Below are 26731 nucleotides of genomic sequence, written 5' to 3' on the forward strand. Positions count from 1 at the left end.
CCCGCACACAGGCGTGACCGGGACACCGTTCGGGAGCAGATCAGCAATGACCCAGACCATTTCGCAGTACCGGGTGAGTAGACGCTCACTCCTCAGGACCGTGGGGCAGGGAGCGTCGGTGGCCGCCGCCGGGATGTGGCTGGCCGGCTGCGGCACAAGCGGTGACGTGGCCGCTGGCTCGTCCGCCGCCAAGGGCCGGGTGTCGGTGAAGCTCGGCTGGATCCCGAACGTGGAGTACTCCGGCATCTTCCTTGGCGTGCAGAACGGGTTCTACGCCCGGCAGGGGCTGGAGGTCGAGGTTGTCCCGGGTGGACCGAACTCCGCGGTCGTGCCCCTGGTGACCACCAACCGGGTCAGCGTCGGTATCGAGGCGATCCCGGAGAACGTCGTCACCGCGGTCAACGGCGGCGCGAAACTCAAGATCGTCGGCGCCGGGCTGGTGCGAAGCCCGGAGTGCTGGGTCTCGCGCGCCGAGAGAGCGGTGCGGACCCCGCAGGACATCGAGGGCAAGAAGCTGGGCGTGACCCTCTCGGGCAAGAACACCGCGCTGGTGTTCATGCGGAAGAACGGCGTAGACGTCGGCAAGGTGACGCTCGTACCGATCCAGTTCGACCCGGCCCCGCTCGCGGCCGGGGAGGTCGACGCCATCTGGGGATTCGCGTCCAACCAGCCCGTCTCGCTCGGCCTGCGTGGCATCCAGACCCACGTGATGCCCCTGGCCGACCACGGTTTCAACCGGATGCAGAGCGTGTTCTTCGTTTCGCAGGCCACCCTCGACGATCCCACCGGCCGGGAGAACACCCGGAAGTTCCTCGCTGGCAGCAAGCAGGGCTGGGACGCCGCGGTCAAGGACCACCAGCACGCGGCTCAGGTGACGATTGAGCGTTACGGCAAGGACCTCGGCCTGAAGCTTGACGAACAGATCCAGGTGATGTCAGCCATGGCGCCGTACGTGACCGGCCCGGACACCGGCTCGAAAGGACTGCTCTGGATGTCCGACACGCTCATCGGCGAGACGATCGAAAGCCTGGGCAGCATCGGCATCACGGCCGACAGGTCCCTTTTCACCAACGAGCTGCTCGAGGGATGAGCGGACCGGATTGGAGGGAAGCCGTGCTCGAAACCGCGATGCGAGCGGGTGCGAACCCCGGCGGTGACTCACCGCCGGTCGACGGAATCGGAATTCACGGTCTGAGCAAGACCTTTCTCGACGGCACCGGGAAAGTCGAAGCACTCCGCGAGTTCACCCACGAGTCCCGCCGCGGTGAGTTCCTGGGGCTGCTCGGCCCCTCGGGATGTGGCAAGTCCACGATCCTGCGTGTCCTGGCCGATCTGGAGACACCGACCAGCGGAACGGTCACCGTCCACGGGCTCACTCCGCGAGAGCTGCGCGAACGGCACGGGACCGGCGTCGCCTTCCAGGACGCCGGCCTGTTGCCGTGGCGCACGGTGGAAACGAACATCCGTCTGCCCCTGGAGGTGGCGGGCCGCCGGGACGACAAGGAGGTCGCCGACCTCATCCGCCTGGTCGGCCTCACCGGGTTCGAGAGAGCCCGCCCGTCCCAGCTGTCCGGCGGTATGCGGCAACGGGTCTCGCTCGCCAGGTCCCTGGTCACCCGGCCCGAACTGCTGCTCCTGGACGAACCGTTCGGCGCACTGGACGACCTGACCCGCCAGCGGCTGAACTTCGAACTCCAGCGGATCTGGACCGAACGAGGGACGACCACCGTACTCGTGACGCACGGTATCGCCGAGGCGGTGCTGCTCTCGGACACCGTGGTCCTGATGTCCCCGCGCCCCGGGACGATCGTCGAGGTCGTCCCGATCGACCTGCCCAGGCCCAGAACCGCGGAGATGCTCCAGGACAGCACGTTCCACTCGCTCTGCGACGAGCTGGCCCGCAAGCTGTTCGCGGGCAACGGAGACGGAACGTCGCCATGAAAGGCGGCACGGCCCAGTCGTACGCCAAGCCGCTGCGTCGTGCTGTCGCGCCGGTCCTGACTCTGCTGGCGTTGCTCCTGATCTGGCAGGCGGCCTCGTCGCTCGGCAACCTCTCGACGCTGGTGCCGTCACCGCTCGCCGTCCTGCGGCAGATGAACGACGACGCGCACTACTACCCGCAGAACGCGGCTGCGACCATGTCCTCGGCAGGTCAGGGATACTTGTGGGGCAACGGAATCGCGATCGTCCTGGCGTTGTGCACGCTGCCGTTCCCGCGAGTGCAGGCATTGCTCGAGCGGGTCGCCGTCGGCGCGATCGCGCTGCCTCTCATCGCCATCGCCCCGCTGCTCGCGATCGCGTTCCCCGGGAACACGCCCAGCGTCATCCTCGCCGCGCAGGCGGTGGTCTTCACGACGCTGGTCGGGACCATCCTGGGGCTGGGCAGCGTCGACAAGACGTCGGTCGAGGTGATCCGGGCGTCCGGCGGTTCGGAGTGGACAGTCATCCGCAAGGTGCGGCTGCCCGCCGCGATCCCGAGCTGTGTCGCCGGTCTGCAGGTCGCCGCCCCCAGTGCCATCCTCGGGGCGATCATCGGCGAGTACATGGGCGGCACGCGTGGCCTCGGCGTCGCGATGGTCCAGGCCCAGGGCGCCTTCGACATACCCCGGGCGTGGGGGCTGGCGATCGTCACCTCGCTGCTCGCGGCGCTCACGTTCCTCCTGTTGCCGCTGCTGACCCGGCTGGCCTTCCCCTGGACCCGTTCGATGGACACCGTTCTGGGCGCCCGCGCGGAGCGGCGGCGGCGGTCCCGTGGGGGTAGCGGTTGGACCCGTGTCGGGCGTGCGGTCCTGGCCATGGTCGCCACGGTGGGTGGGGTCCTGCTGTGCTGGTGGCTGCTCGTGCAGATCGTGCCCGGAGGCGACGCCGTTGCCCGAGGACCGGCGCAGGTGCTGTCGTACTTCGCGGACGGCAATACGCAGCTCGTCACGTCCAACGGCGAGGCGCAGGGGGCGACGTCGTACATGTTGTCGTCGCTGGCACAGACCCTCATGGACGCCGGTCTCGGTTTTGTGGCCGGACTTGTCCTCGCCGTGCTGATGGCCGTGCTCGCGCACGAGTTCACGGTGATCGAACGCATCCTGATGCCGATCTCGATCGCGCTGCGATCCGTCCCGATCGTCGCGGCGATGCCCCTGCTGGCGCTCATGTTCGGGCGCGGGATAGTCGCCGTCACGGTCCTCATCGCCGTGATGACGTTCTTCCCCGTGCTGGTCAACCTTCTGCTGGCCATGCGAGCGGTTCCCCGAAGTGCCCGGGATCTGCTCCGCGCGGTCGGGGCCGGACGACGGCAGCGGGTCACGAAGCTCCTGATGCCGTACGCGTTGCCGGCTCTCCTGGCTTCGGTGAAGGTCGCGCTGCCGCTGTCCGTGGGAGCGGCCATGGTGGCCGAATGGCTCGCCACCGGGCACGGCCTGGGTGCGTCGATGACGGTCGCGGCCACCCTGTCCGACTACAACTTCGTGTGGGGCGGGGTCGCCATCGTCCTACTGGCTTCCCTTGCTGCATACCACATCGCCAGCGCGTTGGAGGACTCCGCGCTGCGCAGGCTCGAGTGATCTCCTCGCGCTGTCACAACCGAGAAATGCGAGACCAATTCATGAGTAGAACCATCCTGTCCAACGTCCGCCCGCACGGGATCGGCGACCCGCAGGCCATCACCGTGGCCGACGGGTTGATCCAGTCCGTCGGACCCGTCCCCGCCGACGTCGGCCCGGCCGATCACATCGAGGACCTCGGCGGCCAGATCGTCCTGCCGGGTTTCGTCGACGGCCACGCCCACGCGGACAAGAGCCTCTGGGGCGAGCCGTGGGTCCGGCGCGAGTCGGAACCGATCACCATGGAGCAGATGTTCGAGGACCAGGCGCGGCAGTGGGCGGAGACCACCACGCCGGTCGCCCAGCGGGCGAGCCTCTTCCTGAAGAAGTGTGTGGCGTACGGTTCGACGTCCATCCGGACCTTTGTGGACGTTGCACCGGAGGTCGGGCTGGACGGCATCCGTGGCCTGGCGGAGGTGCGGGCGGACCTGGCCGGTCTCGCCGACCTGCGGATCGTCGCGTTTCCCCAGCTCGGGCTGCTGCGCCGGCCCGGGACCGCCGACCTGCTCGAACAGGCCCTCCGCGAGGGCGCGGACGCGGTCGGCGGGCTGGACCCGGCCGGGGTCGACGGCGACGCCGCACGCCACCTGGACATCGTCTTCGGACTCGCCGAGAAGTACCAGGTCCCGGTCGACTTCCACCTGCACGAGTCCGGCGAGCTGGGCATCTGGCTGATCGAGCAGATCTCCGCCCGGGTCAGGGCACTGGGCATGCAGGGCAAGGTCAGCCTCTGTGACGTGTTCAGCCTCGCCGACCCGACCCCGGCACAGCTCACCCACCTCGGCACGCTGCTCGCCGACGCGGGGATCACGATCGCCGTCGGCGTGCACGGGCTCCTGCCGGTCCCGGACGTCCGCACGCTGCACTCGATGGGCGTCCGGATGTGCCTCGGATCCGACTCGTCCCGCAGCCGATGGTCCCCGTGGGGCGAGGGCGACATCCTGGCCAGAGCGATGTTCCTGGCGTACAAGTGCTACTGGCGCCGAGACGAGGACCTGGAGTTCGCCGTGACCATCGCGACCCGCCTGGGCCGCGACGCACTCGGCTTCGACCAGTGCGATCTGCGCGTCGGCGACCCGGCCGACCTGGTGGTGCTTCCCGGCGAGACGATCGGGGAGATCGTCGTGACCCCGCCGCCAAGGACCCTGGTGATGAAACGCGGGAGAATCGTGGCCCGGGACGGCGCGGTCACCGCCCCGGCCTGACCGAACTCTTCCGGTCTCGCATAGCTCGGTCAGGATGGCCGGCCGGCTGGCTCGGTCGCCTGCTCGATCACCGGCGGTTTGAGGTAGCTGGTGGCCCAGGCGAGCACGATGCCGATCGCGGCGATGATCGCCCCGGTGAGCATCGGGGACGACGGGCCGAAGTCGCTGATCGCCACCCCGCCGGCGGCCGAGCCCGCCGCGATGCCCACGTTGACCGCGGAGGCGGGCAGCGAGGACGCCAACCCGCCGCCGGGGCCGGCCAGTGTCAGCACGCGGAGTTGGAGCGACGGGGCCATGCTCATGGCGAGCATTCCCCATGCCAGCAGCACAAGCGCCACGAGGATCGGGATCGAGCCAACGAAGTAGAGCGCCAGCAGGGCTATCGCTGTGCCAGTGGTCGCGACGATCAAGGTGCCCGCGGCGTTTCGGTCGGCGAACCGGCCGCCGCCGAAGGAGCCCACCGCGGTGGCCAGGCCGTAGGCGAACAGGAACACGCTGACGACTGCCCCGGTGACGCCCGTGACGTTCCGCAGGAACGGCACGATGTAGGTCAGTGCCGTGTACAGCGACGCGAACACCACGACGTTCAGGCTCAACATGGCGAGCACCCGGGGGGCGAAGGCGTACTTGGCCTGGCCGGCGGCGCCGCGACCGGTGCCGGGCACGGAGGGAACCAGCGCCACTGTCGCGATCAGCGCGACCACGCAAAGCACGATGATCGTGGTGAACGAGCCGCGCCAGCCGAGCCCTTGGCTGGCCAGCGTGCCCAGTGGCACACCCACCGCGGCCGACACCGTGACACCGGAGATGATCATGGAGATCGCCCGGCCGGCACGCTCCGGCGGGACGATCGACATGCCTGTCACGAACGCGATACCGATGAACAGACCCTCGACCGCGCCGGCGACAAAACGCGCCGCCACGAACACCCCGAAGTCGGAGGCCACTACCAGAACCAGGTTGGCCAGGACGAACACGATGATCGCGCCGATCAGGACGGTCCGCCTGTTCATCTTCATCGTCAGCATGGTCACGGCCGGGCCACCGATCGCGATGCCCAGCGCGAAACTGGTCACCAACGCGCCGGCAGCGGAGACGGAGACGCGGAGGTCGGCCGCGATCAGATCCAGCACGCCGACCACGAGCAGTTCCGCACAGCCCATCACGAACACGCCGAAGAACAGCGTGACCAAGACGAGGGTCGGACTGTTCCGACTGGATGTCGCTTGCTGAGTACTCATGTACACCGTCCTTCGTAGGCGTCCGCGTGTTTCTCGTTGTCGCGTGGAGGCCCCTCCCGAAACTGCTCTCCTTTCGCAACCAGTTGTACAATAGGGTGCAGTGGTGCGGAAAGGCAACCGGTTCGGAGGTGAGTGCGGTGCGGAAGGACATGCGGTCGAGCTGCCCGGTCAGCCTGTCGCTGGAGATCTTCGGCGACCGGTGGACCCTGCTGGTCCTCCGGGACGTGATCTTCACCGGCGCCCGGCACTTCCGTGAACTGCTGGCCAGCCCCGAGCGGATTTCCTCGAACGTCCTCGCCGACCGGCTCGCCGCGCTCGTCGAACACGGGTTGCTCACCAAGGCCGACGATCCCTCGCACCGGCAGAAGGTCACCTACCACCTGACCGAGCGGGCAATCCAGCTGGTGCCCGTTTTCGTCCACCTCAATGTCTGGGGAACCCGGCATCTCCCAGTGTCCGACGTGCACGCCGCCCGTACCGAGGTGCTCGCCGTCGGCGGCCCGCCGCTGTGGGAGGCCTTCATGGACGAACTCCGTGAAACCCACCTCGGGCCACAAGCCCGCCGGCAACCGGCACCGAGCGGTCCCACCGTCGCGGCACGAATGCAGGCCGCCTGCGCCGCCGTACAAGACCGCGCAGCCGGCACATGAGGAAAAGATCTCCGCGCCTGGCGGGCGCGGAGATCTGGCTCAGCGGTTCACCACGATCGTCAGCCGAGGACTGAACGATCCCGTCGCCTTCCTGGACGAGCCACGCGACCCAGGATCTCCCGCATCCCGAGCACCCGCCGACGGCGACGGAGGTCCCGTCTGCCCACACACACGCCACGACGAGGCCGGCGCGGATTTCCCACCACTCCGCCGGGGCGGACAATCATGAAGTTTATGTAGTGATCGCTGGTGTAGTAATAGGAGCCGTCGTTCCCCCACACGATACGTTCCGCCGTGCCTCCGTTGGCTGCCGCCGACCTCGGCAACACAAATCCTTCCTTGTACTTGATCGGGTTTCCGGCACTGTCGTGAAACGGCAGGAACATGGTGCCGCCCCGGCCGTCGTTGTCGTACGGCTTGGTGCCGCCGAGTCCTGGCGGCGCGCCGCCGTTCTCCTCCCGGTAGCGCACGACGTTCTCGACGTGGTCGGGAACTTTTCCTTCGGTGAAGGTCGTTGAGCGCGGTTTCTTCGCCGCGCACATGTTGTGCACCAGGACGGTGGCGTTGCCGACCCGCACGTGGTACGTGTGCATGTCCGCGACCGTGAGGTTGTAGGCGAGCGCGCGGTGGTCACTGCCCGGCCGGAGACCTGCGACGCGAATGTGTTTCCCGGCGGAGGTAAGCAGGTCGTCACCGGGGTCGAGCTGGTCGGCGGGCTCCCAGCGATGGTCGGTGTCATTCCAGAAAGGATGGTTCCTGGTCGTGGTGACCGTGGCGCCATCATCGGTGACCAGGTCCACCACGGTGTCGTCGTGCACGATGGTCGCTGTGACGGTCCGGGCTGCCCGCTCACCGGTGTCCGGGTCGGCGGCGAGAACCTGGTCGCCTTCCTTGATCTCGGCAATGGTTTTGGTGCTGCCGTCGGCCATGAGGACCTGTGTGTCGCCGGTGAAGCTGCACGCGGTCATCGGTTCGGCACTGCGGCCGCCATGCCCGGCACGGATGATGCCCAGCAGTTTGCCCTTGGTGGGGCCCTTGCCGTAGGCGCCGTTGACACCCACGCGGCCGGTGGTCGACAGCCTGGCGCCCACACCGCCGTCCTGGCCCCAGATGGGGTCGGCCCACTGACCGCTGACCAGGTGTTGGAGGAACTGGCCACTGCAGGCTTTCCCGCCGAAGCTGCCGCACCCCTCTTCGATGGCGCGAAGGGTGTCGCCCTCGTCGTACAGCCCTTCCCATTCCAGCCGGGTCTTGCCCTTCTGCTGCTGGATCAGCATGTGTTTCAGCTCGTACGTCGGCGGCGCGTTGTCGCCAATCGCGACGCTGTTGACGTACCTCTTGCCGGTCGAGGTGTCTTCGTAGATGACGATGGCCGGCGTGATCTCCGTCACCTGGATCCCGTCGTCGTTGGCGGGGCTGGACGGACGCACGTCCCCGCCGCAGCGGTCCACGCACATGTTCGAGATCAGGCCGGTGGGGTCGCTGGCGGTGACCGGGCTTTCGTTGGCGTAGCCGTATCCGGTCAGCTGCTGCGGATCGCCGAAGTTGACGAGCGGGTCGACGCTGATGAAGCGGCCGGTGCCGGGGTCGTACTCGCGTGCGCCGAGGTGGGTCAGTCCGGTGCTGGGATCCTGGGTGCCACCGACGAAGCCGCGTTGGCTCGGCCAGGCGACCTGGTCACCACGGGGGGCGCCGAAGGGCAGCTGGCGGCGCCGGGTGACCGCGTTGGTCTGCGAGTCGATCGCGATCTGGGCGGTGGCCTGGTGGTCGCCTGCCAGCCAGGTGAGCGGCCCGTCTTCCACCCGCATGGCGACCACTTGGCCGCCGTGCGTGTAGTAACGGGTGGCGGCGGGTTCGCCACCGTTGGGGTTCCACCGCACTTCCTGGGCACCCAGGTAAAGGGTGATCCCGTCCGGGTCACGGCGGATCAGCCGGTTGCCGTCGGCGTCGTAGACGAACGAGGTTTCTTTGGCACCGTCGGTGACCTTGACGAGGTGACGTTCGCTGTCCCAGTCAAGTTTCTGGGTGGGCGCACCGGTAAGGGCACGTTGTGTGGTCTGGCCGACCGCGTTGTACGCATAGGAATCACGGGTGTTTCCAGTGCTGACCGTGCCCAGTGCGTGCGCGTGCCCGGGAACATCGTAGGTGTAGGTACTGGTGGTGTCTCCGGCGGATGTGTGCCGGGTTTCGGTGCGTCGGTTGCCGGCGCCGTCGAAGGTGTACGAGTTCCAGAACTTGGCTGGGCCGCGCAGGCCGGCCACTGCCGGATCGGCCTTGCAGCCGTCCTTTTCGGTCCACGAGTCGACCCCGGGACTCCACGCCTCGGTCAGCCGTCGCAGGTGGTCGTACCGGAAGCACTGAACGTCCACAGTGGATGACTGGTCCAGTGGGGTGTCCGCGACGGCGGTGATGTTGCCGGCCGGGTCTTGAGTGTAGTGCGTGTCGGTCACCATCGGACTGGGGATCTCGGCATCCACTATGGACCGGTTGAGCCGCCTGGTGTTGGTGTTGTAGTAGAACGACAGCCAGGCACGGCGGGGCGCGACGCCCAGGTGGAGCCGTTGCGCTTCGCCGTAGCGGGTGTACTCGGTGTCATTGACGTAACGGAAGGTGTTCCCGTCGTAGCCGCCGGAACTGGACTTGACCGGCCCAAGGTCGTGATAGCCGTAGGTCACGGTCTCTCTCGGCAGTTTCCCGCCGGCCGGATAGTCCACACCGGCCACGCTGCCGCCGTCGGGTGTGTACGAGTTGTAGGTCGTGTACGTGCCGGCCAGCCTCCCCTGGGCGGTCGGGATCGTGACCGAGGTCTGGTTCGGCTGATACAGCGCACTGTAGTCGGCCACCGCGGTGGTGTACGCCTGGCCGTCGACCCACCGGGTGGCGGTGGCCGGCTGGCCCTTGCCCTTGTTCGCGGTGTCGTAGGTCCACTCCGCCAGCTTGTTGGCGTCGTTGACCCGGTCGGCGTACAGATGCTTCTTACGGCCCAACGCGTCGTAGTCGTACGCGAGCGTTTTGCCGCTCATGTCCGTGGCTGTGACCACCTGGCCGGCATCGTCGTAGGTCGTCGTCGAGGTCCCGGTGTCCGGGTCCTCGGCCTTGATCTGCCGGCCGCGCAGGTCGTAGGTGTACCGCCAGGTGGTGCCGGCCGGGTCGGTGACCGACGCCAGCTCGCCTGCCGGGGTGTGGTCGTAGCGTGTCGTGTCGAAGGAAGCCGACGGTTCCGGTGTGGTGTACCGACGTAGTTCGACGGTCTGGCCTCGGGCGTCGTTGATCGTGGTGGTCGCGACTCCCCCGGCAGGCGGGGTCACGTGGACGCGGTCACCGCCGTAGCTGGTCTTGGTGGACCACTTCTCGGTGGCACCCGCGTAATAGGTCGACGCGATGGCCCGCCCGGCGCCGTCGTACTTGGTACGGGTGTGGCCAGGGATGTCCGCGTCGCTGGCGTTCCACAGCGTTGTGTCGATCGGCGCGTTGTTGAAGTACGGCTGGGTCGACTTCCACGCCCGGCCCTGGGAGTCGTAGACCGTGTCGGTGATCAGTCGCCCGCCGCCCATCGCGGGCCCCTGGGCCTGCCTGGGTCTCAGCCAGCCGTCGAACAGGGCGTTGCTGCTGATCTGGTTGCCGTTCGGGCCGATCAGGGTGGTGGTGACCGCGGTCAGCGCGTCGTTGCGGATCAGGTACGAGTACTCCGCGCTGGGCTTCGGATTGTCGGACTTCGGCCGGTTGGGCAGCCACACCCGGGCCGTGCGGCCGAGCGGGTCGTACTCGATCTGGGTCCTACGTTGGTTCGGGTCGGTGATCAGCGTGGGCTTGCCCCACGCCGGATCCACCGTGGTGGTCGTGACCAGGCCCTGCGGAACCGCGTCTGTGCCCGGTGTGGTGAGGACGGTCTGGGTGAGCGGCCCGCCGGCTTCCGGAACGTAAGCCATCTTCGTGGTCCGGTTCAGGGCGTCGGTGGCTGTCTTGGCCCGGCCGTGGTCGTCGTACGTCGCGGTGCTCGTCGTGACGTAGACCGGGCCGCCGGCCGGACGCTCCTTGGCCTCCTCGACCTTGACCAGGTTTCCGTTGCCGTCGAACGTGTTCTTCGTGTCGGACAGGGCATTGCCCGGAAAGGTCGGCGTCTGTCCACAACGGATGGACACGGTTTCCGTCCTGGCCGTCAGGCCGAGCAGCCACTTGTCGACGACAGGGGCGTACGTGACGTTGACACAACGGTCGTCGTCGGCGGTCGACTCGTCGCCAAGGTCGTTCACCTGCTCCGGCAGGCCACGATTGTTGTAGCTGGTCTCCGACATGGTGACCCTCGGGCCACCGGATTCCAGTGTGGTGTACGTCCGCGTGGTGCCCGGCCTGACGATGTACGCTTTGTATACGTCACGAGTGGCGGTCGGTCCTTGCCAGGACGGTTCGGTGATCGTCTTGGTCACGACCGCGCCGCCGACACCGTTGAAGGTGGCGGACTCGAACGACAAGCCATGCAACCAGTCCGAGTCGGCCCTTGCCTTCCCCTGGGAGTCGGTCACGGTCACCGAGCGGGCGCCTGACGGCGGCCGGCCACCGTCGTCGGGCGCCGGGAACCGATCACCGTCCATCCCCTGGTAGTACCGGTTCTCGGACATGGTGACCGGACCGGACGGGTCACCGTCCGAACCGGACCGGATCCGGACCCGGCCGAAGCCCCGGAAGTCGTTCCATGTCTTGTTTTCCTCTTTGCCGAACTCCGAGGTGTTCCAGTGCCACGCGGCACCGTCCAGGTACTCGTAGCCGGTGACCGACTGGGCGCTGGACGACATCCAGTCGGAGGTGACGGTCTGGTCGACGACGTACTTGTGGAAGTAGTCCGTGCGTTCCGCCTGCTTCGGTGGCGACCACCGCACCGGGAAACAGCGCAGTTTGTTGGTCTCCGGGCGGTCCGGCATCGGCCCGCCCGCGCGGCATTCCGAGCCGTAGTTCACCGACAGCCATCCGCCGGTCTCCGAGACCACCCCGGTGACCCGGTAGCGGTACAGCGGCGACACCCCGTCGCGCATCTCGACCCGGTTGGGCATGGCCGTGCCCTCGAACCGGATCGCCGGCGTCGACGCCGACCCACCGACCAGGCCGGTGTGCGTGATCTCCTTGAGCCACAGGGCCGGTTTCTCGCCGGAGCCGGCGTCGGGGAACGTCTGGGTCAGGTCCCACCGGTCGACCGGCCGGAAGTCCGCGCCGTCCCGGACCTGGGTGGTGATCGTCGTCAGGCGCTTGGTCGAGAAGAACGTCGGCGAGTGCTTGTCCGGGCACGTCGCGGCGACACACTTGTCCTCCAGCGGGGTGTCCGGGTAGTTGTCCGGCATGTCGTGCGTGCAGTTGCTGCCTGGCACGCACCGCTCCGCCGTGCCGAACACCACTCGGGCGGACGGGGTCGACGCCTTGGTCTCGTGCAGGCCGTAGTCGATGTGGTCCAGGGTGCCGCCCCGGGTGTAGGACACCGCGGTGTCCTTCAGGTTCATTCCATAGGAGTTGGTCTCGGGGTTGTAGTAGTAGCGGATCATGTTGCCGTTGCGGTCGACGACCTTGTCCAGGTTCCACCGCCACGCCTGCATGCAGTGCGAGTCGGCGAAGTTTCCCGGCACATGGCACGGTTCGTTGGCGTTGTTGCCGAACACCGGCACGGTCCAAGTGGACCGCGAGTCCACTTCGGAGCCGAACCAGTACTGGGTACCGTCCACAGTGGTGATCACCCAGTACTCGCCGTCATTGTCGCCGTCGTCGCCGTTGGCGTGGCCGGTGCGCAGCCGCTCGATCCGGGAACCGTCGTCGTTCTTGGCCCGCCACCGGTTGTCGCCGTCGCAGCAGATCAGTTGTCCGCCGCTGCCGCCGTAGACAGCGGTGGCGTTGTCACTCTTCCAGCACAGGTCCCCGGTCTGCACGCCCTCGTCAAGACAGCTGTCATAGGTGCGTTCGACGAATCCGGGCACCAGGTCCCACCCGTCGCCGACCCAGGACGACTGGTTGTTGGTGACGCTGGTGCGACCGTCCACAGCGGACGACTGGTAGGACAGCGCCAGGTTCGGCCGCAGGCCACCCGGCGCCGGCGGCACCGACAGCGGATACGACCAGGTGAAGTCACCGGTCTGCGCGGACACCGCCCAGCCGGCGGACGGCGACAGGGGCGTGGCCGTGGCCACACCGCCACCGTCCTTCGCGCCCGTGTGCCCTTGGTCCCCGGTCCGTTCGCTCAGTGCGGCCTGGTCCTTCGGACGCGGCTGGGCCGCCTGCTGGGCAAGCGACACGGAGGCGGTCGGCGGCAACGGCACGGACGGCGGCCCGTCGGCCGCGCTGGCCGGCAACGGCGCCAGCGCCGGGACCAGCGTCGCCACCAACATCGTGACCAGCCATGTCGACACACCACGGAGTTTCACTCTGCTACGCACGAGTTTCCCCTTACTCGATCGGGATTCAGGCCGCGGCGGTCGGGCCGGGGTAGGCGACGAGCACGTAGCCGAGCTGCCCGCGCACAGTCTGTCCCTCGCAGTCGGCCTGCCGGGACGCGAAGACCTGGCCGGCTGCCGGCCCGGAGGTGACCGCGCACTGGTACAGCACGGCGCTGGCCCGGCCAGCAGGCGCCGACGTCCAGATCTGACCGACAGTGCCGGTCACCGCCTTACCACCGCAGGCCGGGTCCGTCGACACGAACTGGTCCACTCCGTCCATACAGGACATCAGCGGTACCGTGCCCGGCTCGGCGACCATGCCCAGCAGGCCGACGGTGCCCTCGAACCGATAGCCCGGTGGGACCGCGCCTGTCGTGACGGTGTGCTCGCGGCCGAGCGGGTGGACGTACCGGGTCAGTGGGGCGTAACCGACCATGTAGCCAAGCAGCCGATCCAGGGTCTGGCCCTCGCAGGTGGGCGAACTGGAATCGAACAGCTCGCCGTTCGCCTGCCGGCACCGGTTCAGCGGGACCGTCGGCCAGTCCGTCGGCTGGGTCGTGAACACCCAGCCGAGATCAGCCACCTTCGCGGCCCCCTCGCAACCCGGCTCGATCGAGGTGAACTCGTCGGTGCTGTCGCGCACACAGGCGTACAGCCGGCGGCTGTTCGGGCCCTGTGCCGACAGCATCATGCCCAGCGGGACATCGAACCGGTAACCCGGCGGGACCGGCGCGAACTGGTCGTACATGCCCGCGGTGGTGGTGGTCGTGTAATGGTCGCCTGCCTCGTTGACGAACCGGGCCACCTGGCCGCCGGACGGCGCCGGACGGGTCGCCCGCGCCCGGATCTCCGGGTCCGGAACCACTCCCAGGTCGGTCGTGACCTCGTCGACCGCGCCGGGAAAGTACTCCGCGGGCGCTCCGTTGGTCTTGGCGCGGCCAATGGCGAACTTGCCATGCCCCAACCACATCAGCACGCTGTCACGGGTGCCGACCAGCTCGCCGTTGACGTACAGCCGAAGCTGGCGCGCCGGATAGTCGTAGACACCAGTCAAATGGGTCCATTGGCCGAGCACGGGCGGCTGGAGCGAGTTCGCGAGGACCAGGGGCGCGTCGTCGGCGTCGCGCGAGGCGGCGCCGAACACCCACCGGTTCAGCTCCGGCCGGTACTGCAGCTGGTATCCGCTGCGCCGGCTGCCGTCCTGGCTGAGGACCGTGGCCGGTTTGTCGACCCGGTCCAGCCTGGCCCACGCGGCCACCGTGAAGCTGTCCCACATGGGGACTCCTGCCTCAGGCGCGGTCGCTGTGCCGGAGACACCGTCCAGCTTGAGCGCCTGGCCGATCGGGCCCGGTTCGAAGGAACGGCCACCGTCCAGCACGACCGCGTTCTGCCGCCACGAGTTGTCCCGCCCGGTGCCGTCGTCGAACCGCCAGTAGCCGTGCGTCAACGTTGGGGCGTCGTCATGGACCCGCCGGACTTCCCCGTCGGTCAGGGCCCGGCCGTAGGCGCGTACGTCATCGATCCCGCGCGGGAAGTAGCACCCCTTGGCGCCGTTCGACTTGCACCGGCCGATCGACAGCGGCCCGTTCGACGGGCGGACCGTCACACCGACCTGGACGGCGGACAGACCTCCGTTGACGTAGAGCCGGAGCTGGCTCAGTGGCGCGTTGTAGACCAGCACGACATGTGTCCAGGCGTAGGGGGTCGCGGTCTCGCTCGACAGGACGAACGAGAGGTCCGGGCTGTCCTTGTCGTCACGGGGGACGACCGCCGCCCACCTCTTGGCCGTGGCGTCGTACTGGATGGAGAACGCGCTGACCCGGTTGCCGTCCTGACCCGTCACGGTCGCGTTCTTGGTCCCGTCGGTCAGATAGGCCCACGCCGCGACGGAGAAGCTGCCGCTGGTGTCCACCACCGGGCCCGCGGTCTCGGCATAGCCGGTGCTGCCGTCGAACCATGCCGCCAAAGCGGCCCGGCCACCGAGCCGCCCGGCGCCGCCGCTCATGGTCGCGTTCAGGCCGCGTCCACTCGAGTCCACCGCCGTGGTCCCGGTGGGCTCATCCATCTTCCACCACCCGGCGTCGGCGACCGGAAGCTTCGCCGGGCCGTCCTGAGCCGGGTAAGACTTGCGGAGCGCAGAGATCCGGTCGGCGGTCAATGCCCCGCTGTACATCCGGACGTCGTCGACCTTGCCCCGCCAGAACCCGCCGGCCTGGTCGCGGCCGACCCGCAACGGCCCGGTGGCCTGCCACGGCGCCAACAGCGTGCCGCTGGCCTTCTCGGTTCCGTCGACGTGCAACCAGATCGTCCTGGCAGGCGCGTCGTACACACCGACCAGGTGCACCCATGCGTTCAGCTGTCCCGGCCGGGTGTCCACCGCGGCCTTGGTGATCGACCCGTCGGCGAGTTCGGGCATCTCGAACACCCACTTGCCCAGCGAATGCTCGTTGTCGTCGATCAGGTGGCCGAGCCGGAACTTGGTCACCGGGGTCCGGCCGCCGTCCAGGGAGACAGCGCTGGCCACGCACCGCGAAGCGGCGGTCAGGTCGCAGTCGTGACCGTCCAGGAACACCCAGGACGACACCGTGAAACTGGTGTCGGTACGCACATCCACACCGGTGGTCGACACGCCGTCGTCCACACCGTCGAACCGGACGGCGTTACCGACCCGGCCGTCGGTGAAGGTGGCGCCGTTCTCCAGCGTCCCACCCCGGCTGCCGACCGCGTCCGCGATCGTCGTGCCGCGTCCCTCGTCCATCGGCCACTGGTGGCCCAGGCTCAGGTCCCGGTCGGCCATCCGTTGGATCTCCCCGAGGAACAATGGTCTACTGTAGACTGTCACGTCGTCGACAGCGCCGGGGAAGAAGTCCTTGGCGTCGCCGTTCCACTTCGCCCTGCCGATCTGCAACCCGCCGCCCGCGTTGAACCCACCGGTATGCGCCGCCGAAGCAGCCAGCACACCGTTGACGTACAACTCGATCCGCTGAGTGTCCTTGCGGTACACACCGACCAGATGCGTCCACACACCACGCTGGGCGGCCTGACCGGTCGCCTGATCACCAGGCTTGGCCTCGTCCGAGCCGGGCATCACGAAGTCCCATCGGCCATCGGCCAACGCGCGCAACGCGAACCCGCTGACCTGCTGCCCGTCCTGGGACACCACCGCCGACTGGCCGCCGACACTGTCCAGCCGCACCCACGCGGCCACCGAGAAGCTCCGGTCGGTGTCGACCGCTTTCGGCGCGCTCACGTACGCGTCGGCACCGTTGAGCTTCACCGCCAGATCGTTCGGGTCCGGCACCGTGCCGGTCTGCCCCGCCGTCCACTCCGCGCCACCGTTCAGCGTCCCGGTGAGTTTCCCGTTGACGTCGTTGGCGTTGCCGTCCAGCTTCCACGCACCGGCGACCACATCGTCCCGGCTGACCAGCCCACGCACCTCCTCCTCGGAGATCACCCGGTTGAACAGCCGGACCTCGTCGATCGACCCCGGCCAGTAGTCGGCCCGCTGCCCCGCGAACTTGGCCCGGCCGACCACCAACGGACCATCCGCCCGCCACGGCGCGACCGGCAGCACACCGCTACCGCCCAGCTCACCGTTGACGTAGATCCGCATCTGCCGGTTCGCCGCGTCGAACGTCGCCGCCAGATGCACCCATTCACCGGCCTTCGGCTGCTGGGTCGCGGACACGCCCATCCACTTCTGTTTGTCGTCGTCCGTGGTGAACCGGACGAACATCCACTTGCCCGCCGCGCTGTTGTACTGCAGGTAGAAACCGCTGTGGTAGTTGCCGTCCTGGCTGATCGCGGTCATCGACGCCCCACCAGTGGTCAACCGGTCGGCCCGCACCCACGCGGCGGCTGAGAAACTCTGATCCGTCCGCACCACCGGCCCACCAGCCGATACCGCGCCCTTGTCGCCGTCCAGGTGCACCGCGCCACCCGAGGCGCCACCCGGGACGAACGCCGCCCCGTTCTCCAGCACGCCGTCCAAGCCACCGTCGACCGCGTTACGCGCCGTGATCCCGGACGCCTCGTCGAACTTCCAGTGCGCCGCCTGAACACCGCTCGAGCTGACCGCGGCCGCGATCTCCGTCGGCTGAAGTACCCGGTCGTACAGCCGGACTTCGTCGACGCCGCCCGACCAGTGATCGTTGGCGGGACTCCCGCCCCACATCGTCCGACCGATCCGCACCAGCCCGGACGCGAACTCCGGCGTGGCCGTGTACGGCGCCTTACCGGCCAGCACACCGTTGACGTACAACCGGATCTCCCGGGCCCCCGGGTCACGCACACCGGCCAGGTGGGTCCACGTGTTCAGCCCCGGCATGCCGACCGGCGAGGACGCCATCACCACACCGCTGTCCGTGGCGGTGGAGTTAGGCACGCCGAACACCCAGCGGGAGTCGTTGCCGTTCACGTCGCCGCGGTGCCACAACACGAACCCGGGGAACATCGCCCCGTCCTGACTGACCGCGGCACGCGCGCCACGCTTGTCCGCGAGTCTCACCCACGTCGACACCGTGAATCCGGCGTCGTTTCGGATCGCGTTGGGGGCACTGACGTGGTCGTCGGCGCCGTCGAGCTGGATCGCGGATCCGAGCGCTCCCTGCGGGGTGTAGCTCGCACCGCCGTTCAACGTGCCGTGCCGGTCGCCCAGAAACGCGGTGTCCGTGGTGTTGCCCTCGAACGACCACTGCGCCAACGGCCCGTTCCCAGCACGCACGTAGATGTGGAACACCCGAGTGGCACTGCGGTGCCCGGCCCGGTCGACACTCTGCACGAACAGGTCCCTGGGGCCGTCACGATCCGGCGCGAGCGCCACGGTCGCCTGCCCACCCAGAGACTGCGCGTCGACCTGTGTGGACGGTTGATCGTTCCACCCGTACAGGTAGTGGTCGATGTCGATGACTCCGTTGGCGCCGAAGGTGAATGTGCCGGGCACACCCACCCCGCCGTGCCAACGGCCGTCCTCCTGGTACAACACACCCGTCACCGTGGGCTGTTTGTCCGGCGCGACCCGGTCGACCACGAACGACCGGCCGCCGGTCAGATCGCTGGACACCGTGCCGTCCGACGCGTGCACCCACCAGTCCACCCGCTGTTTGTCCCGCCCGGTCAGATCGACGAAGGTGTCATGTGACGCCCCCGATATCTGCTGGACGCCGTTGAACGCCTTCAGATCGTCCAAGCCGTCGGCGCGGAAGCGGACCCGCCACTGCGGCAGCACCATGTCCCCGTCCGGGTCCGACACCCGGGCGACCAGCCGAATGTTGTCGTCCGCGACATACGACACGTCACCACACCACTTACAGGGCTGCCCAGGCAACGAAGGGACAGTGGTCAGGTCGTACGGCACGTTCGGCGGCCGGTTCCAGCTGACCCGCAACACGGTGAGCCCGGGATCGTACTTGCGCCACGCCCATTGGTCCGCGCCGTCATCGGCCGTCAGGATGTACGTCGATGAGCCCCCTGAGGCGATCTGATCAGCGGGGACAGGCACCGTCACCGGCTGCCCTCCGCCGCACGTGGTGGGCACGTCGTAGACGGCGAGCAGCGAACCGCCGATCCTGTTGTTCCACGTCAATCCGTCATAGACGTCCCCGTTCGACCGATGCAGCCGGTGGCGCGAAGCCCCGCCACATTCGGCGGGGCTGTGCACCACGGTCGTGTCAAGACTCGCCGCGCTGATCGTGCGCCCGGCCAGGAATGCCGTGTCGAACTGGAAGTAGGCCCACGCCTCACCGATTCCGTTGCATCTGCCGCCCTGGGCCCAGCACTGGCCTACCTGCGCCACCGTCGGGCCGTCACCACTGGTGTTCCAGTAACTGGTGTTCGCGACGCCGGGGCCGGACAGGACTGTGGCCCACGACTGCTTGTAGAACGTCGTCAACGTCGGGTCGACGGTCACCGGGTAAGTCAGCGCCGGGTCGGCCAGGAACGCCCGATCCGGGGTGAGCACCAGCGATCCGTCCACAACAGACACACCAACCGGAGCCGCCCGCCCGGTGGCGTCCCACATCCGCGACGGCGGCGCGGCGAACACCACAGCACCCGACTCGTCAGTTGCCTGGATGGCGCCCCGGGCATCCGCGGTGAGCCGTAAACCGTCCGCCCGCACACCCAGCTTGACAGTCGCTAGTTGAGGATTCCGCGCGGCCTCGGCGTTCTTCACCACGATGTCCTGCCGGAAACCGTTGCGCTCGGCGTGCATCACCAGATCAACGCCCGGCAGCACCTCAGAGTACGTCGCGGAGCTGCCTGACAGGACTGGCACCGGCAGCGGGCCGGGCCACTGAAAGGCCAACGTCCGGTTGGTCAACCGAAGGCTCGCGAGAGGGTGATCCGACCCGCCACCGGACAGGGACAGTTCACCTTCGGCCACGACCGGGCCGACCGAGCCGTCCGGGCGGTGCACCAGGCCGGTGTCGATGCGCGCCCACGAGCCGGCCACCTTGGCCCGGACCGGGACCGGGCTCAACTCCGTGACGAACTTCCCGCCTGGTTCGGCGAACGTGGCCGCCGTCGACGTCCGCTGGTCAACGACTTCCACCCGGGTGCCCTGCCGCCACGCGGCCACCGCCGCCGTCGCGGCGTCCGGCGCCTCGGAGATCGACACCTGCTGCCCCGGCGGCGTACCACTAGGGACGGCGGTCACCACCGCCCCCGCCAGCGCCGCCACAACCCCGGCAAGAACCACACGGCGAACTCGCATGCTGCCCCCAGTTTTCAGGCAGGCACGCCGCTGGGTTCCCATGCCTGCCAACACTTCAACGATGAATCGACGTCATTGGTCGGCAATGTCCGGACTGATGCAGTGATCATGTATCAGGCGCTGCCATCAATCCAACAGATGGTTGTGATGGCTGCTAGCATCCACAGTGATGGAACTGCATCAGCTGCGCTATCTGGTCGCGGTGGTCGACCAGGGCTCGTTCACGGCCGCCGCGGAGCATCTGCACGTGAGCCAGTCCGGGGTGAGCGCACAGATCGCGAAGCTGGAGCGGGAACTCGGGACGCCGCTGCTGGAACGCGGGCCACGGCACGTCCGGCTGAGCACCGCGGGCACCGAACTGCTGCCGCTGGCCAGGGAAGCGCTCCGCTCGATCGACACCATCACCGAGCGCGCCGACGAACTGGCCAACCTGGTGCGCGGCCGAGTACGGCTCGGCATCAACGTCGGCTGCAACAACCCACGCTTCCTCGACGCGATCGCCGCGTTCCACAACGCACACCCAGGCGTGGAGATCACCTTCACCGAAGGTGCCACACAGCGACTGCACCAGAGCATGGCGGCCGGCGAACTCGACCTGGCGTTGTCCGGAGACCTGGGCGACACCCCGGAGGGCATGCGGGTCACCCGAATCGTGGACGAACAACTCACCATCATCACCGGACCCGACCACCCACTCGCCGGCACCCACGTACGACTACGAGACGTCGTCGAACAAACCGTGCTGTGCCTACCGGTCGGCTCAGGAATCCGCGCGGCTTTCGACCGGGCATGCGCCCTGTGCGGCGTCAGCGTGAAGACGCACATCGACGCCCACTCACCAGAGACGATCATCGGACTGGTCGCACGCGGCATGGGCGTCGGCGTACTCCCCGAATCGGTCGCGGCCACCAGCGGCCTGACCGTCACACCCATCGCGGACGCCGAGGCGAAAGCCAGCATCCTCCTGGTCACCCGCGCCGGCACCATGACCCCGGCCACTCGCCTGCTGCACGCCATCCTCACCGAACGACTCATCCAGGTTCTCCGGCCCGCACCCCACTCCACGTGCGGGTACTAGGACCGACCCGGGACGTCATGCCACCGAGATCCGCCGCCGGAGTAGCCGGTCGACGCCGTCCAGCACGAGGTTCAGTCCGACGGTGAACGTCTGCTCGGCCGACGGATCCAGCGCGCCCGCGTCCAGGGCCGCGGCGACGGCCGGATAGTCGGTGACGAACGGCCGCAGCGCATCGGCGTCGAAGGGCCCCTCGGCGGTTCCGCCGCCGGTCACGAGTGGTGCCGCACCGCGTACGTAGCCGTTGACCGTGGTGATGACGTCGACCATGTCACGCTGGGTCAGCTTGGTCTTGGCGAGCACACGGAGCGCTGTTTCGAACCAGGCGAGTTCGCGTGGCCCAACCACTCGCCGTTGCGTCACGACCTGTAGTGCCCATGGGTGGCGGGTGAACACCGCCAGGCTTCCGCGGGCCCATCGGTCGAGCTTGGGCCGCCAGCCGCCGGGTATGTCGTCCAGTGGCGGCGGGTCGCCCACCACGGTGTCGACCATCACGTCCACCAGCTCGGCCTTGCCGGGGACATAGCGGTACAGCGACGCGGTTCCGGAGCCAAGACGTTGGGCCACCGCGCCCATCGACAGCCTGGCCAGACCCTCGGCGTCGGCGATCGCGACCGCGGCCGTGGTGATCTGCTCAAGGCTCAGTGCGGGCCTGGGACCGGGCTTGGCCCGGATCCGGCTCCCCCACAACAGTTCCGTGCTGCGCGACACCACGACCTCCCGTCGATCTTCGTATCCTCCCGCATGGTAGTCACTCGGGCGCCTTGGCGGCTTCCACCGGGCGGGAGCGCATGCTCCGCGACGCCGGGATGAGCGTCGCGGCCATGGCCAGTGCGACCGCGCCGACGACGACGATCCCGTACATCCACAGTGGACCAGATGGGAAGGGTGTCCGGTTGACCACGATACTGAACGGAACCAGCGTCACAGCCGAGGCGATCGTGCCGAGCACGATGCCGGTGACCGCGATCAGTCCGGCCTCCACGCCCAGCATCCGCAGTATCTGGCCGCGGGTCGATCCGATCAGCCGCTGCAGGCCGAACTCCTGGCGGCGGCGTGCCGTGGCCGTCACCAGGGTGTTGGCCACCGCGATCAGGGTGTAGCCGATGACGAGCGCGACCAGCAGGTAGTTCACCAACGCCTGTGTGTTGGTCCCCTCCGCGAACTTCGTGGTGAACGCGCTCCCGTCGGCGATCTGGACACCAGTATGGTCACGGAGCCGTTGCGCGATGGCGGCCTTCAGCGCGTCACGGTCGGCACCCGGCGCGGCGTGCACCAGAATCTGTGGCGGTAGACCCGAAGTAGTGTGCGCGGCGAGCAGTTCCGCCGGCAACAGCAGGGTTTCGTAGCCAGCCCGTGCGGGCAGGAGTGCGACGACACGCACGTCCACAGTGCCACGGTCGCCCAGCCGCAGGGTCACGGTGTCGCCGACCGTGCGGCCGATGTCCTGTGCCTGTTCGACGGGCAACGCGACCGTGGCACCGCGAAGGTCGGCCAACGAACCCCGGGCCGGTTCGGCGGTGATCGTGTTCCGGGCGTCGTCAGCCGTGATACCCACAAGGGGCCAGGGGCTTTCCCGGTGCGAGCTGTCGTACGGGCTGTCGATCCAGCCCATGCTGGTGACATAGTCCGAAGCGCCGGCGACACCCGGCACCTGACGCACGGCATCCCTTGTGCCAGAGGCGAATCCGCCAAGAGGAGCCGACAGGACGATGTCCGCACGGAGGCTGTCGGCGTAGTTACGTTGTGCCGCTTCGGATTGGGTGGTCTGGGTGTACAGGTTGGCCACCGCGATCGCGACCGCCAGCATGATCGGGGTGACCGCGCCGGCCGTGCGGACCGCTCGCGTGGCGGCGTTGATGGTGGCAAGTTCGCCCGCGAGGCCGTGGATCGCCCGCAACGGCCGGCGCAGCACCGCGATCACCACCTTGGTCAGGCCCGGCGCCAGTAGCGCCAGCGCGATCGCCCAGCACATCGACGCCGGTCCGGCGGTCGCCGAGGCCATCTGACCACGCATCACCAGCATCGTGACGAAGAACAGGCCGACGCCCATAAGCAGGAACAGCACGGCGAGCAGCACCCGAGGCCTGCTGACCCACCGGCGTCGCACCGCCGCCTCAGCCAGCGCCTCCGTCGGACGGGTGGCGGCGGCGCGGCCGCCGGTGATCCACGCGGCGACCACCGCGCTGAGCACTGCCGCGCCAGGGCCGGCGAGGTACGCGATGAACCCCTGGTGGAACACTACGACCGGCGGAATCACGCCAGCGCTGGCTATCCGGTCGTAGAGGTACGGACCGAGGAACACGCCGAGTACGCAGCCAAGCGCGGCGCCGAGCAGCGCCACCGCGACCGCCTCGACCAGCACCATGCGTCGCAGTTGCCGGGGTGTGGCGCCGACAGCCCGTAGCAGGGCCAACTCGCGCTGTCGGTGTTGCACTGACAGGCCGAGTGCGCTCGCCACCACGAACATCGCGACGAAGATCGCCATCCCAGCGAACACGGCCGCCAGCACGATGAGCTGCTCGCTGCCGCCGACGGCCACCGGGAACTCGGCCACTCCCCGATCGTCACCGGTCAGCGCAACCACAGGCCGGTCACCCAGCATCGCGGTGATCCGGTCCCGCAGCGTCCCGGGGGTCGTGCCGGGCCCGGCAAGGACTCCGATCGCGTCGAGCTTCCCCGGATGACCAGCCAGCGCCTCCACGTCGGCGGTGCCGAAGAACACTGCGCCGCCGTCGACCCCGGCCGATGTGACCGCGATACCACTGACCCGGTACTCGTGCGTATCACCACCGGCGACGATGCCGACCCGGCCGCCGACCGCGACGGCGACGCGGTGCGCCAGCCCGGCGTCGAGCACGACCTCCCCCGGACGGGCTGGGGCGTTGCCGTCCCGCAGTGTGTACGGCGTGAGCGGCGCGGAAGCCCAGTCGTGGCCCTGCGACCCGACGTCCACCGGCCGGTCGCCACTGAGAACGGTGGCCGGAAACGACACGTCACCGAACGCCGCGCTCACACCAGGCACTCGCCGGACGGCGTCCACCAGGCTGGTGTCGACCCGGTCACGTTCGGCCAAGGGGACCGACTTGATGTCCTTCTTGTCAAGGGGATCCTTGTTGGGCACCTGGTACGACTGCTGACCGGTCACCACCACCGCGGCGGCCGCCAGCCGCTGCGGCGGCACAGCCGTACGGATCCCGGTCTCCATCAACCCACCGCAAGCCACGATGATCCCAGCGCCGAGAAACACCGCGACAAAGGTCGCCACGAAGCCGCCCACGCGGAACCGCAGAGTACGCAACGCGAGTCGCCACATCAAACCCACCCCCAATGAAGTGCTCTCCGAAGAAACTCTAGTGAGCGTTGGATGGCGGCCCCATAGTCTTAGGCAGCATCCGGTGGTGGACAAAACTCCACTCTTGACAAAAGTGACTGCGTACTATATTTGCGTATCTGCGAATATAGTACGCAGTTCGGACTTACCACTTCGCGCGCTTGCCGCCGTGATGGGCGCCGAGACAGTCCGTGCCTACGTCGTCGCTGGTCAACTGCACGCTGAGGCCGGGGCATCGCCTCCGCACAGCGTCGTCACGAGCAGTGACAGCCCGGCACCATCAGTGCCGGTCACGACTGCACCGAGTCACTCGACAGTGCGATACTGCCGTTCAACGCGAAGCTGACGTCGGCGGACATTCCTGTCCCAGGATGTGGTGTGCGCAATGGCGAGTGCAACGGATCGCTGATCGACCGCGACTGGGTCGTCACCGCAGGGCATTGTTTTCACGATTTGAAGGACGATCGAATTGGTGGACCGCCGTCGCGGCGAGTTCACGGTCACCACCATCGGGCAGACCACCAGCCTGTTCGGCGATGGTCTAGGAGTTCTTCCGCTCAGCGCCCGACAGCAGCCCAAGCAGGTACATTCGGGCCCGACGACGGAGTCCGCTTGCACATCGAACCCGGCCCGCCACCGGGCCAGACGATCGCCAACCACAGTCCATGACGCGGCCACCACGTCTTCTTCTAGATCCAACACACCTTGAAAGTTGATCACGCGCGGCCGTCTCCATGATCACGACCAGCCGACCAAGATCACACTGTGCGCTGCCGTACTACTGGGTCCGCGTAGTTGACTTCGATGCTGGCCAGTCTCCGGGGTACGGCCCCCTTGACTGGTAAGGGCCGGGTCTGCCATCGACCGAACCGGCTCCCGCAATCCACAGTGCGGCGGACGTCGTAATGATCAACGCTGCCACTGCGGCACGTCGTACGCGCATCGACTCCTCCAGTGCATTGTCGTTTTCCAGGATGGCCTGGAGTTGTCCCGTTTTGACGGACACCAGTGATCAGGGACTGTGTGTTCCTGGGAAGGATGTCCGTCATTATGGAGTCTGTGGGTAAGAAGAAGCGGCGGCCTCGGCGGCAGTTCACGCCGGAGTTCAAGGCCGAGATCGTGGAGTTGTGCCGGCGTGGTGACCGGACGGTGCACCAGGTCGTGAAGGACTTCGACCTGACTTACTCGGCGGTGGCGCACTGGATCGAGCAGGCCTATCCGGACCCCGACGCACCGACCGGCCCGACCCGCGAGGCGTTGACCCTGGCGGAGAAAACCGAACTGACGGCGTTGCGGCAGGAGAACGCTAGGCTCAAGCAGGACGTGGAAATCCTCAAGCGCGCCACGGCTTTCTTCGCGAAGGAGACCCGGTGAACGTGTACCCGTTCATCGAGGCGGAGAACGCCAGCCCCACCGGTAACGTCAAGCGTTCCTGTGAGCTGCTGCAGGTCTCCCGGTCCGCCTTCTACGAGCACCGCAACGGCACGTCGGGCAAGCGCGCCCGGTCGGACGCCGCGCTGACCGAGAAGATCATCACCGTGCACACACAGTCGCGGGGCACCTACGGCGCTCCGCGGATCCAGGCCGAACTGGCCGATCGGGGACACCGGCACGCCCGTAAGCGGATCGCACGGCTGCTGCGCGAGAGCGGCCTGGCCGGCCTGGCACCGAAACGATGGCGCACCACCACCGTGCCCGACCCGGTAGCGGTCACGCCACCAGACCTGATCGCACGCGACTTCTCCTGTACCACAGGGAACGTCGATACTCGCTGGTGCGGCGACATCACCTACATCCACACCTGGGAAGGATGGCTGTATCTGGCCACCGTGATCGACCTGGACTCCCGGCGGGTGGTCGGCTGGGCCACCGCGGATCACCTGCGGACCGATCTGGTCGCCCATGCCCTGCGCACCGCGATCTGTGCGCGCCGGCCAGCCTCTGGGGTGATCTTCCATTCCGACCGGGGCTGCCAGTACACCTCCGTCCAGTACGGCCGCCTGGCCCGCGCCAACGGGGTGCGATTGTCGGTCGGCCGCACCGGAGTCTGCTGGGACAACGCTGTGGCCGAATCGTTCTTCGCCACCATCAAATCCGAACTGCTCAACCGGCAGCCCTGGCCCACAAAATCGTTGGCACACAAGGCGATCTTCGACTGGATCGAAGGCTGGTACAACACCCGCCGGCGACACTCCAGCCTCGGCTACCTCAGCCCCGCCACTTTCGAACACCACACGGGGGTAGCCTGACCATTCCCTTAACGACCCTGTCCGTTAAAACGGGTCAACCCCAGGCCCAACTAAGGTAGGCGAAGAGAGCTCGTTGGGGAAGAGCGACTCGCATCAGGGGTGCATTGAGCAAGAGGAATCATCGCTCTGACTCTGTTCATTTTCTGCCTCCGCAACCCAGCCCTGGCGGTCCATAGCCTCCACGGACCGCCAGGTTAGGTCATTGTTCGGGATCGATCGAGGATGAACCTTGAGCAAACCTTGAGTATGCTGCTGA

14 protein-coding genes are annotated in these 26731 nt (G+C 67.9%); 9 read left to right on the top strand and 5 right to left on the bottom strand.

The window, feature by feature from the left end:
• Nucleotides 1-46 precede the first annotated feature (46 nt).
• The 4 genes from EV192_RS31490 to EV192_RS31505 are packed head-to-tail and all read left to right on the top strand — an operon-like array spanning nucleotide 47 to nucleotide 4801.
• Nucleotides 47-1090, top strand: coding sequence for an ABC transporter substrate-binding protein (locus tag EV192_RS31490; RefSeq protein ID WP_132121892.1), 1044 nt, complete (start codon nucleotides 47-49; stop codon nucleotides 1088-1090).
• 23 nt (nucleotides 1091-1113) lie between these two features.
• Nucleotides 1114-1941, top strand: a complete 828-nt coding sequence (locus EV192_RS31495; protein ID WP_243727202.1) for an ABC transporter ATP-binding protein — start codon at nucleotides 1114-1116, stop codon at nucleotides 1939-1941.
• Complete coding sequence (locus EV192_RS31500) at nucleotides 1938-3557, top strand: ABC transporter permease (protein ID WP_132121894.1); 1620 nt, start codon at nucleotides 1938-1940, stop codon at nucleotides 3555-3557. The genes EV192_RS31495 and EV192_RS31500 overlap by 4 nt, the downstream gene beginning before the upstream one ends.
• A gap of 41 nt (nucleotides 3558-3598) precedes the next feature.
• Nucleotides 3599-4801: an amidohydrolase gene (locus EV192_RS31505; protein WP_132121896.1), complete on the top strand. Its 1203-nt coding sequence runs from the start codon at nucleotides 3599-3601 to the stop codon at nucleotides 4799-4801.
• 29 nt (nucleotides 4802-4830) lie between these two features.
• On the opposite strand, the gene EV192_RS31510 is transcribed toward EV192_RS31505, so the two are convergent.
• Complete coding sequence (locus EV192_RS31510; protein WP_132121898.1) at nucleotides 4831-6042, bottom strand: MFS transporter; 1212 nt, start codon at nucleotides 6040-6042, stop codon at nucleotides 4831-4833.
• Between the two features lie 137 nt (nucleotides 6043-6179).
• Between EV192_RS31510 and EV192_RS31515 the strand changes: the two genes are divergently transcribed.
• Entirely contained in the window at nucleotides 6180-6692 is a 513-nt protein-coding gene (locus EV192_RS31515) for a winged helix-turn-helix transcriptional regulator (RefSeq protein ID WP_132121900.1), read from the top strand.
• 59 nt (nucleotides 6693-6751) lie between these two features.
• Here the strand turns inward: EV192_RS31515 and EV192_RS31520 are convergent, their stop codons facing one another.
• Both EV192_RS31520 and EV192_RS31525 read right to left on the bottom strand, forming a co-directional pair.
• Entirely contained in the window at nucleotides 6752-13105 is a 6354-nt protein-coding gene (locus EV192_RS31520; RefSeq protein WP_132121902.1) for a polymorphic toxin-type HINT domain-containing protein, read from the bottom strand.
• A gap of 25 nt (nucleotides 13106-13130) precedes the next feature.
• Nucleotides 13131-19817 carry a LamG domain-containing protein gene (locus tag EV192_RS31525; RefSeq protein ID WP_132121904.1) on the bottom strand — a complete coding sequence of 2229 codons (6687 nt, stop codon included), beginning with the start codon at nucleotides 19815-19817 and terminating at the stop codon, nucleotides 13131-13133.
• Between the two features lie 169 nt (nucleotides 19818-19986).
• Here EV192_RS31525 and EV192_RS31530 point away from each other — a divergent pair, with 169 nt between their 5' ends.
• A complete protein-coding gene (locus tag EV192_RS31530) occupies nucleotides 19987-20895 on the top strand; it encodes a LysR family transcriptional regulator (protein WP_132121906.1) in 909 nt (302 codons plus the stop codon).
• Between the two features lie 15 nt (nucleotides 20896-20910).
• Here EV192_RS31530 and EV192_RS31535 read toward each other — a convergent pair whose 3' ends face one another.
• Together EV192_RS31535 and EV192_RS31540 are read right to left on the bottom strand one after the other, a co-directional pair.
• Nucleotides 20911-21603: a TetR/AcrR family transcriptional regulator gene (locus tag EV192_RS31535; RefSeq protein WP_165960710.1), complete on the bottom strand. Its 693-nt coding sequence runs from the start codon at nucleotides 21601-21603 to the stop codon at nucleotides 20911-20913.
• Between the two features lie 40 nt (nucleotides 21604-21643).
• A complete protein-coding gene (locus EV192_RS31540) occupies nucleotides 21644-24208 on the bottom strand; it encodes an FtsX-like permease family protein (protein ID WP_132121910.1) in 2565 nt (854 codons plus the stop codon).
• A 396-nt stretch (nucleotides 24209-24604) separates the two neighbouring features.
• Here EV192_RS31540 and EV192_RS56170 point away from each other — a divergent pair, with 396 nt between their 5' ends.
• The 3 genes from EV192_RS56170 (at nucleotide 24605) to EV192_RS31555 (ending at nucleotide 26475) form a co-directional block, all read left to right on the top strand.
• Nucleotides 24605-24895 (top strand): trypsin-like serine protease, encoded by a 291-nt coding sequence (locus tag EV192_RS56170; protein WP_243727203.1) that lies wholly within the window; start codon nucleotides 24605-24607, stop codon nucleotides 24893-24895.
• Nucleotides 24896-25285: 390 nt separating this feature from the next.
• Nucleotides 25286-25600, top strand: a complete 315-nt coding sequence (locus tag EV192_RS31550) for a transposase (RefSeq protein ID WP_207926314.1) — start codon at nucleotides 25286-25288, stop codon at nucleotides 25598-25600.
• On the top strand, nucleotides 25597-26475 hold the full coding sequence (locus tag EV192_RS31555) for an IS3 family transposase (protein WP_132121914.1): 879 nt from the start codon (nucleotides 25597-25599) through the stop codon (nucleotides 26473-26475). The genes EV192_RS31550 and EV192_RS31555 overlap by 4 nt, the downstream gene beginning before the upstream one ends.
• Nucleotides 26476-26731 lie beyond the last annotated feature (256 nt).

The sequence above is a fragment of the Actinocrispum wychmicini genome, from assembly GCF_004345645.1.
Lineage (GTDB): Bacteria > Actinomycetota > Actinomycetes > Mycobacteriales > Pseudonocardiaceae > Kibdelosporangium > Kibdelosporangium wychmicini.

Excerpts from the sequence above, each read along its gene's own strand:
- EV192_RS31540 (WP_132121910.1), bottom strand. The coding sequence starts at position 24,208 with ATGTGGCGACTCGCGTTGCGTACTCTGCGGTTCCGCGTGGGCGGCTTC.
- EV192_RS31505 (WP_132121896.1), top strand. The coding sequence starts at position 3,599 with ATGAGTAGAACCATCCTGTCCAACGTCCGCCCGCACGGGATCGGCGAC.
- EV192_RS31490 (WP_132121892.1), top strand. The coding sequence starts at position 47 with ATGACCCAGACCATTTCGCAGTACCGGGTGAGTAGACGCTCACTCCTC.
- EV192_RS31530 (WP_132121906.1), top strand. The coding sequence starts at position 19,987 with ATGGAACTGCATCAGCTGCGCTATCTGGTCGCGGTGGTCGACCAGGGC.
- EV192_RS31525 (WP_132121904.1), bottom strand. The coding sequence starts at position 19,817 with ATGCGAGTTCGCCGTGTGGTTCTTGCCGGGGTTGTGGCGGCGCTGGCG.
- EV192_RS31510 (WP_132121898.1), bottom strand. The coding sequence starts at position 6,042 with ATGAGTACTCAGCAAGCGACATCCAGTCGGAACAGTCCGACCCTCGTC.
- EV192_RS31500 (WP_132121894.1), top strand. The coding sequence starts at position 1,938 with ATGAAAGGCGGCACGGCCCAGTCGTACGCCAAGCCGCTGCGTCGTGCT.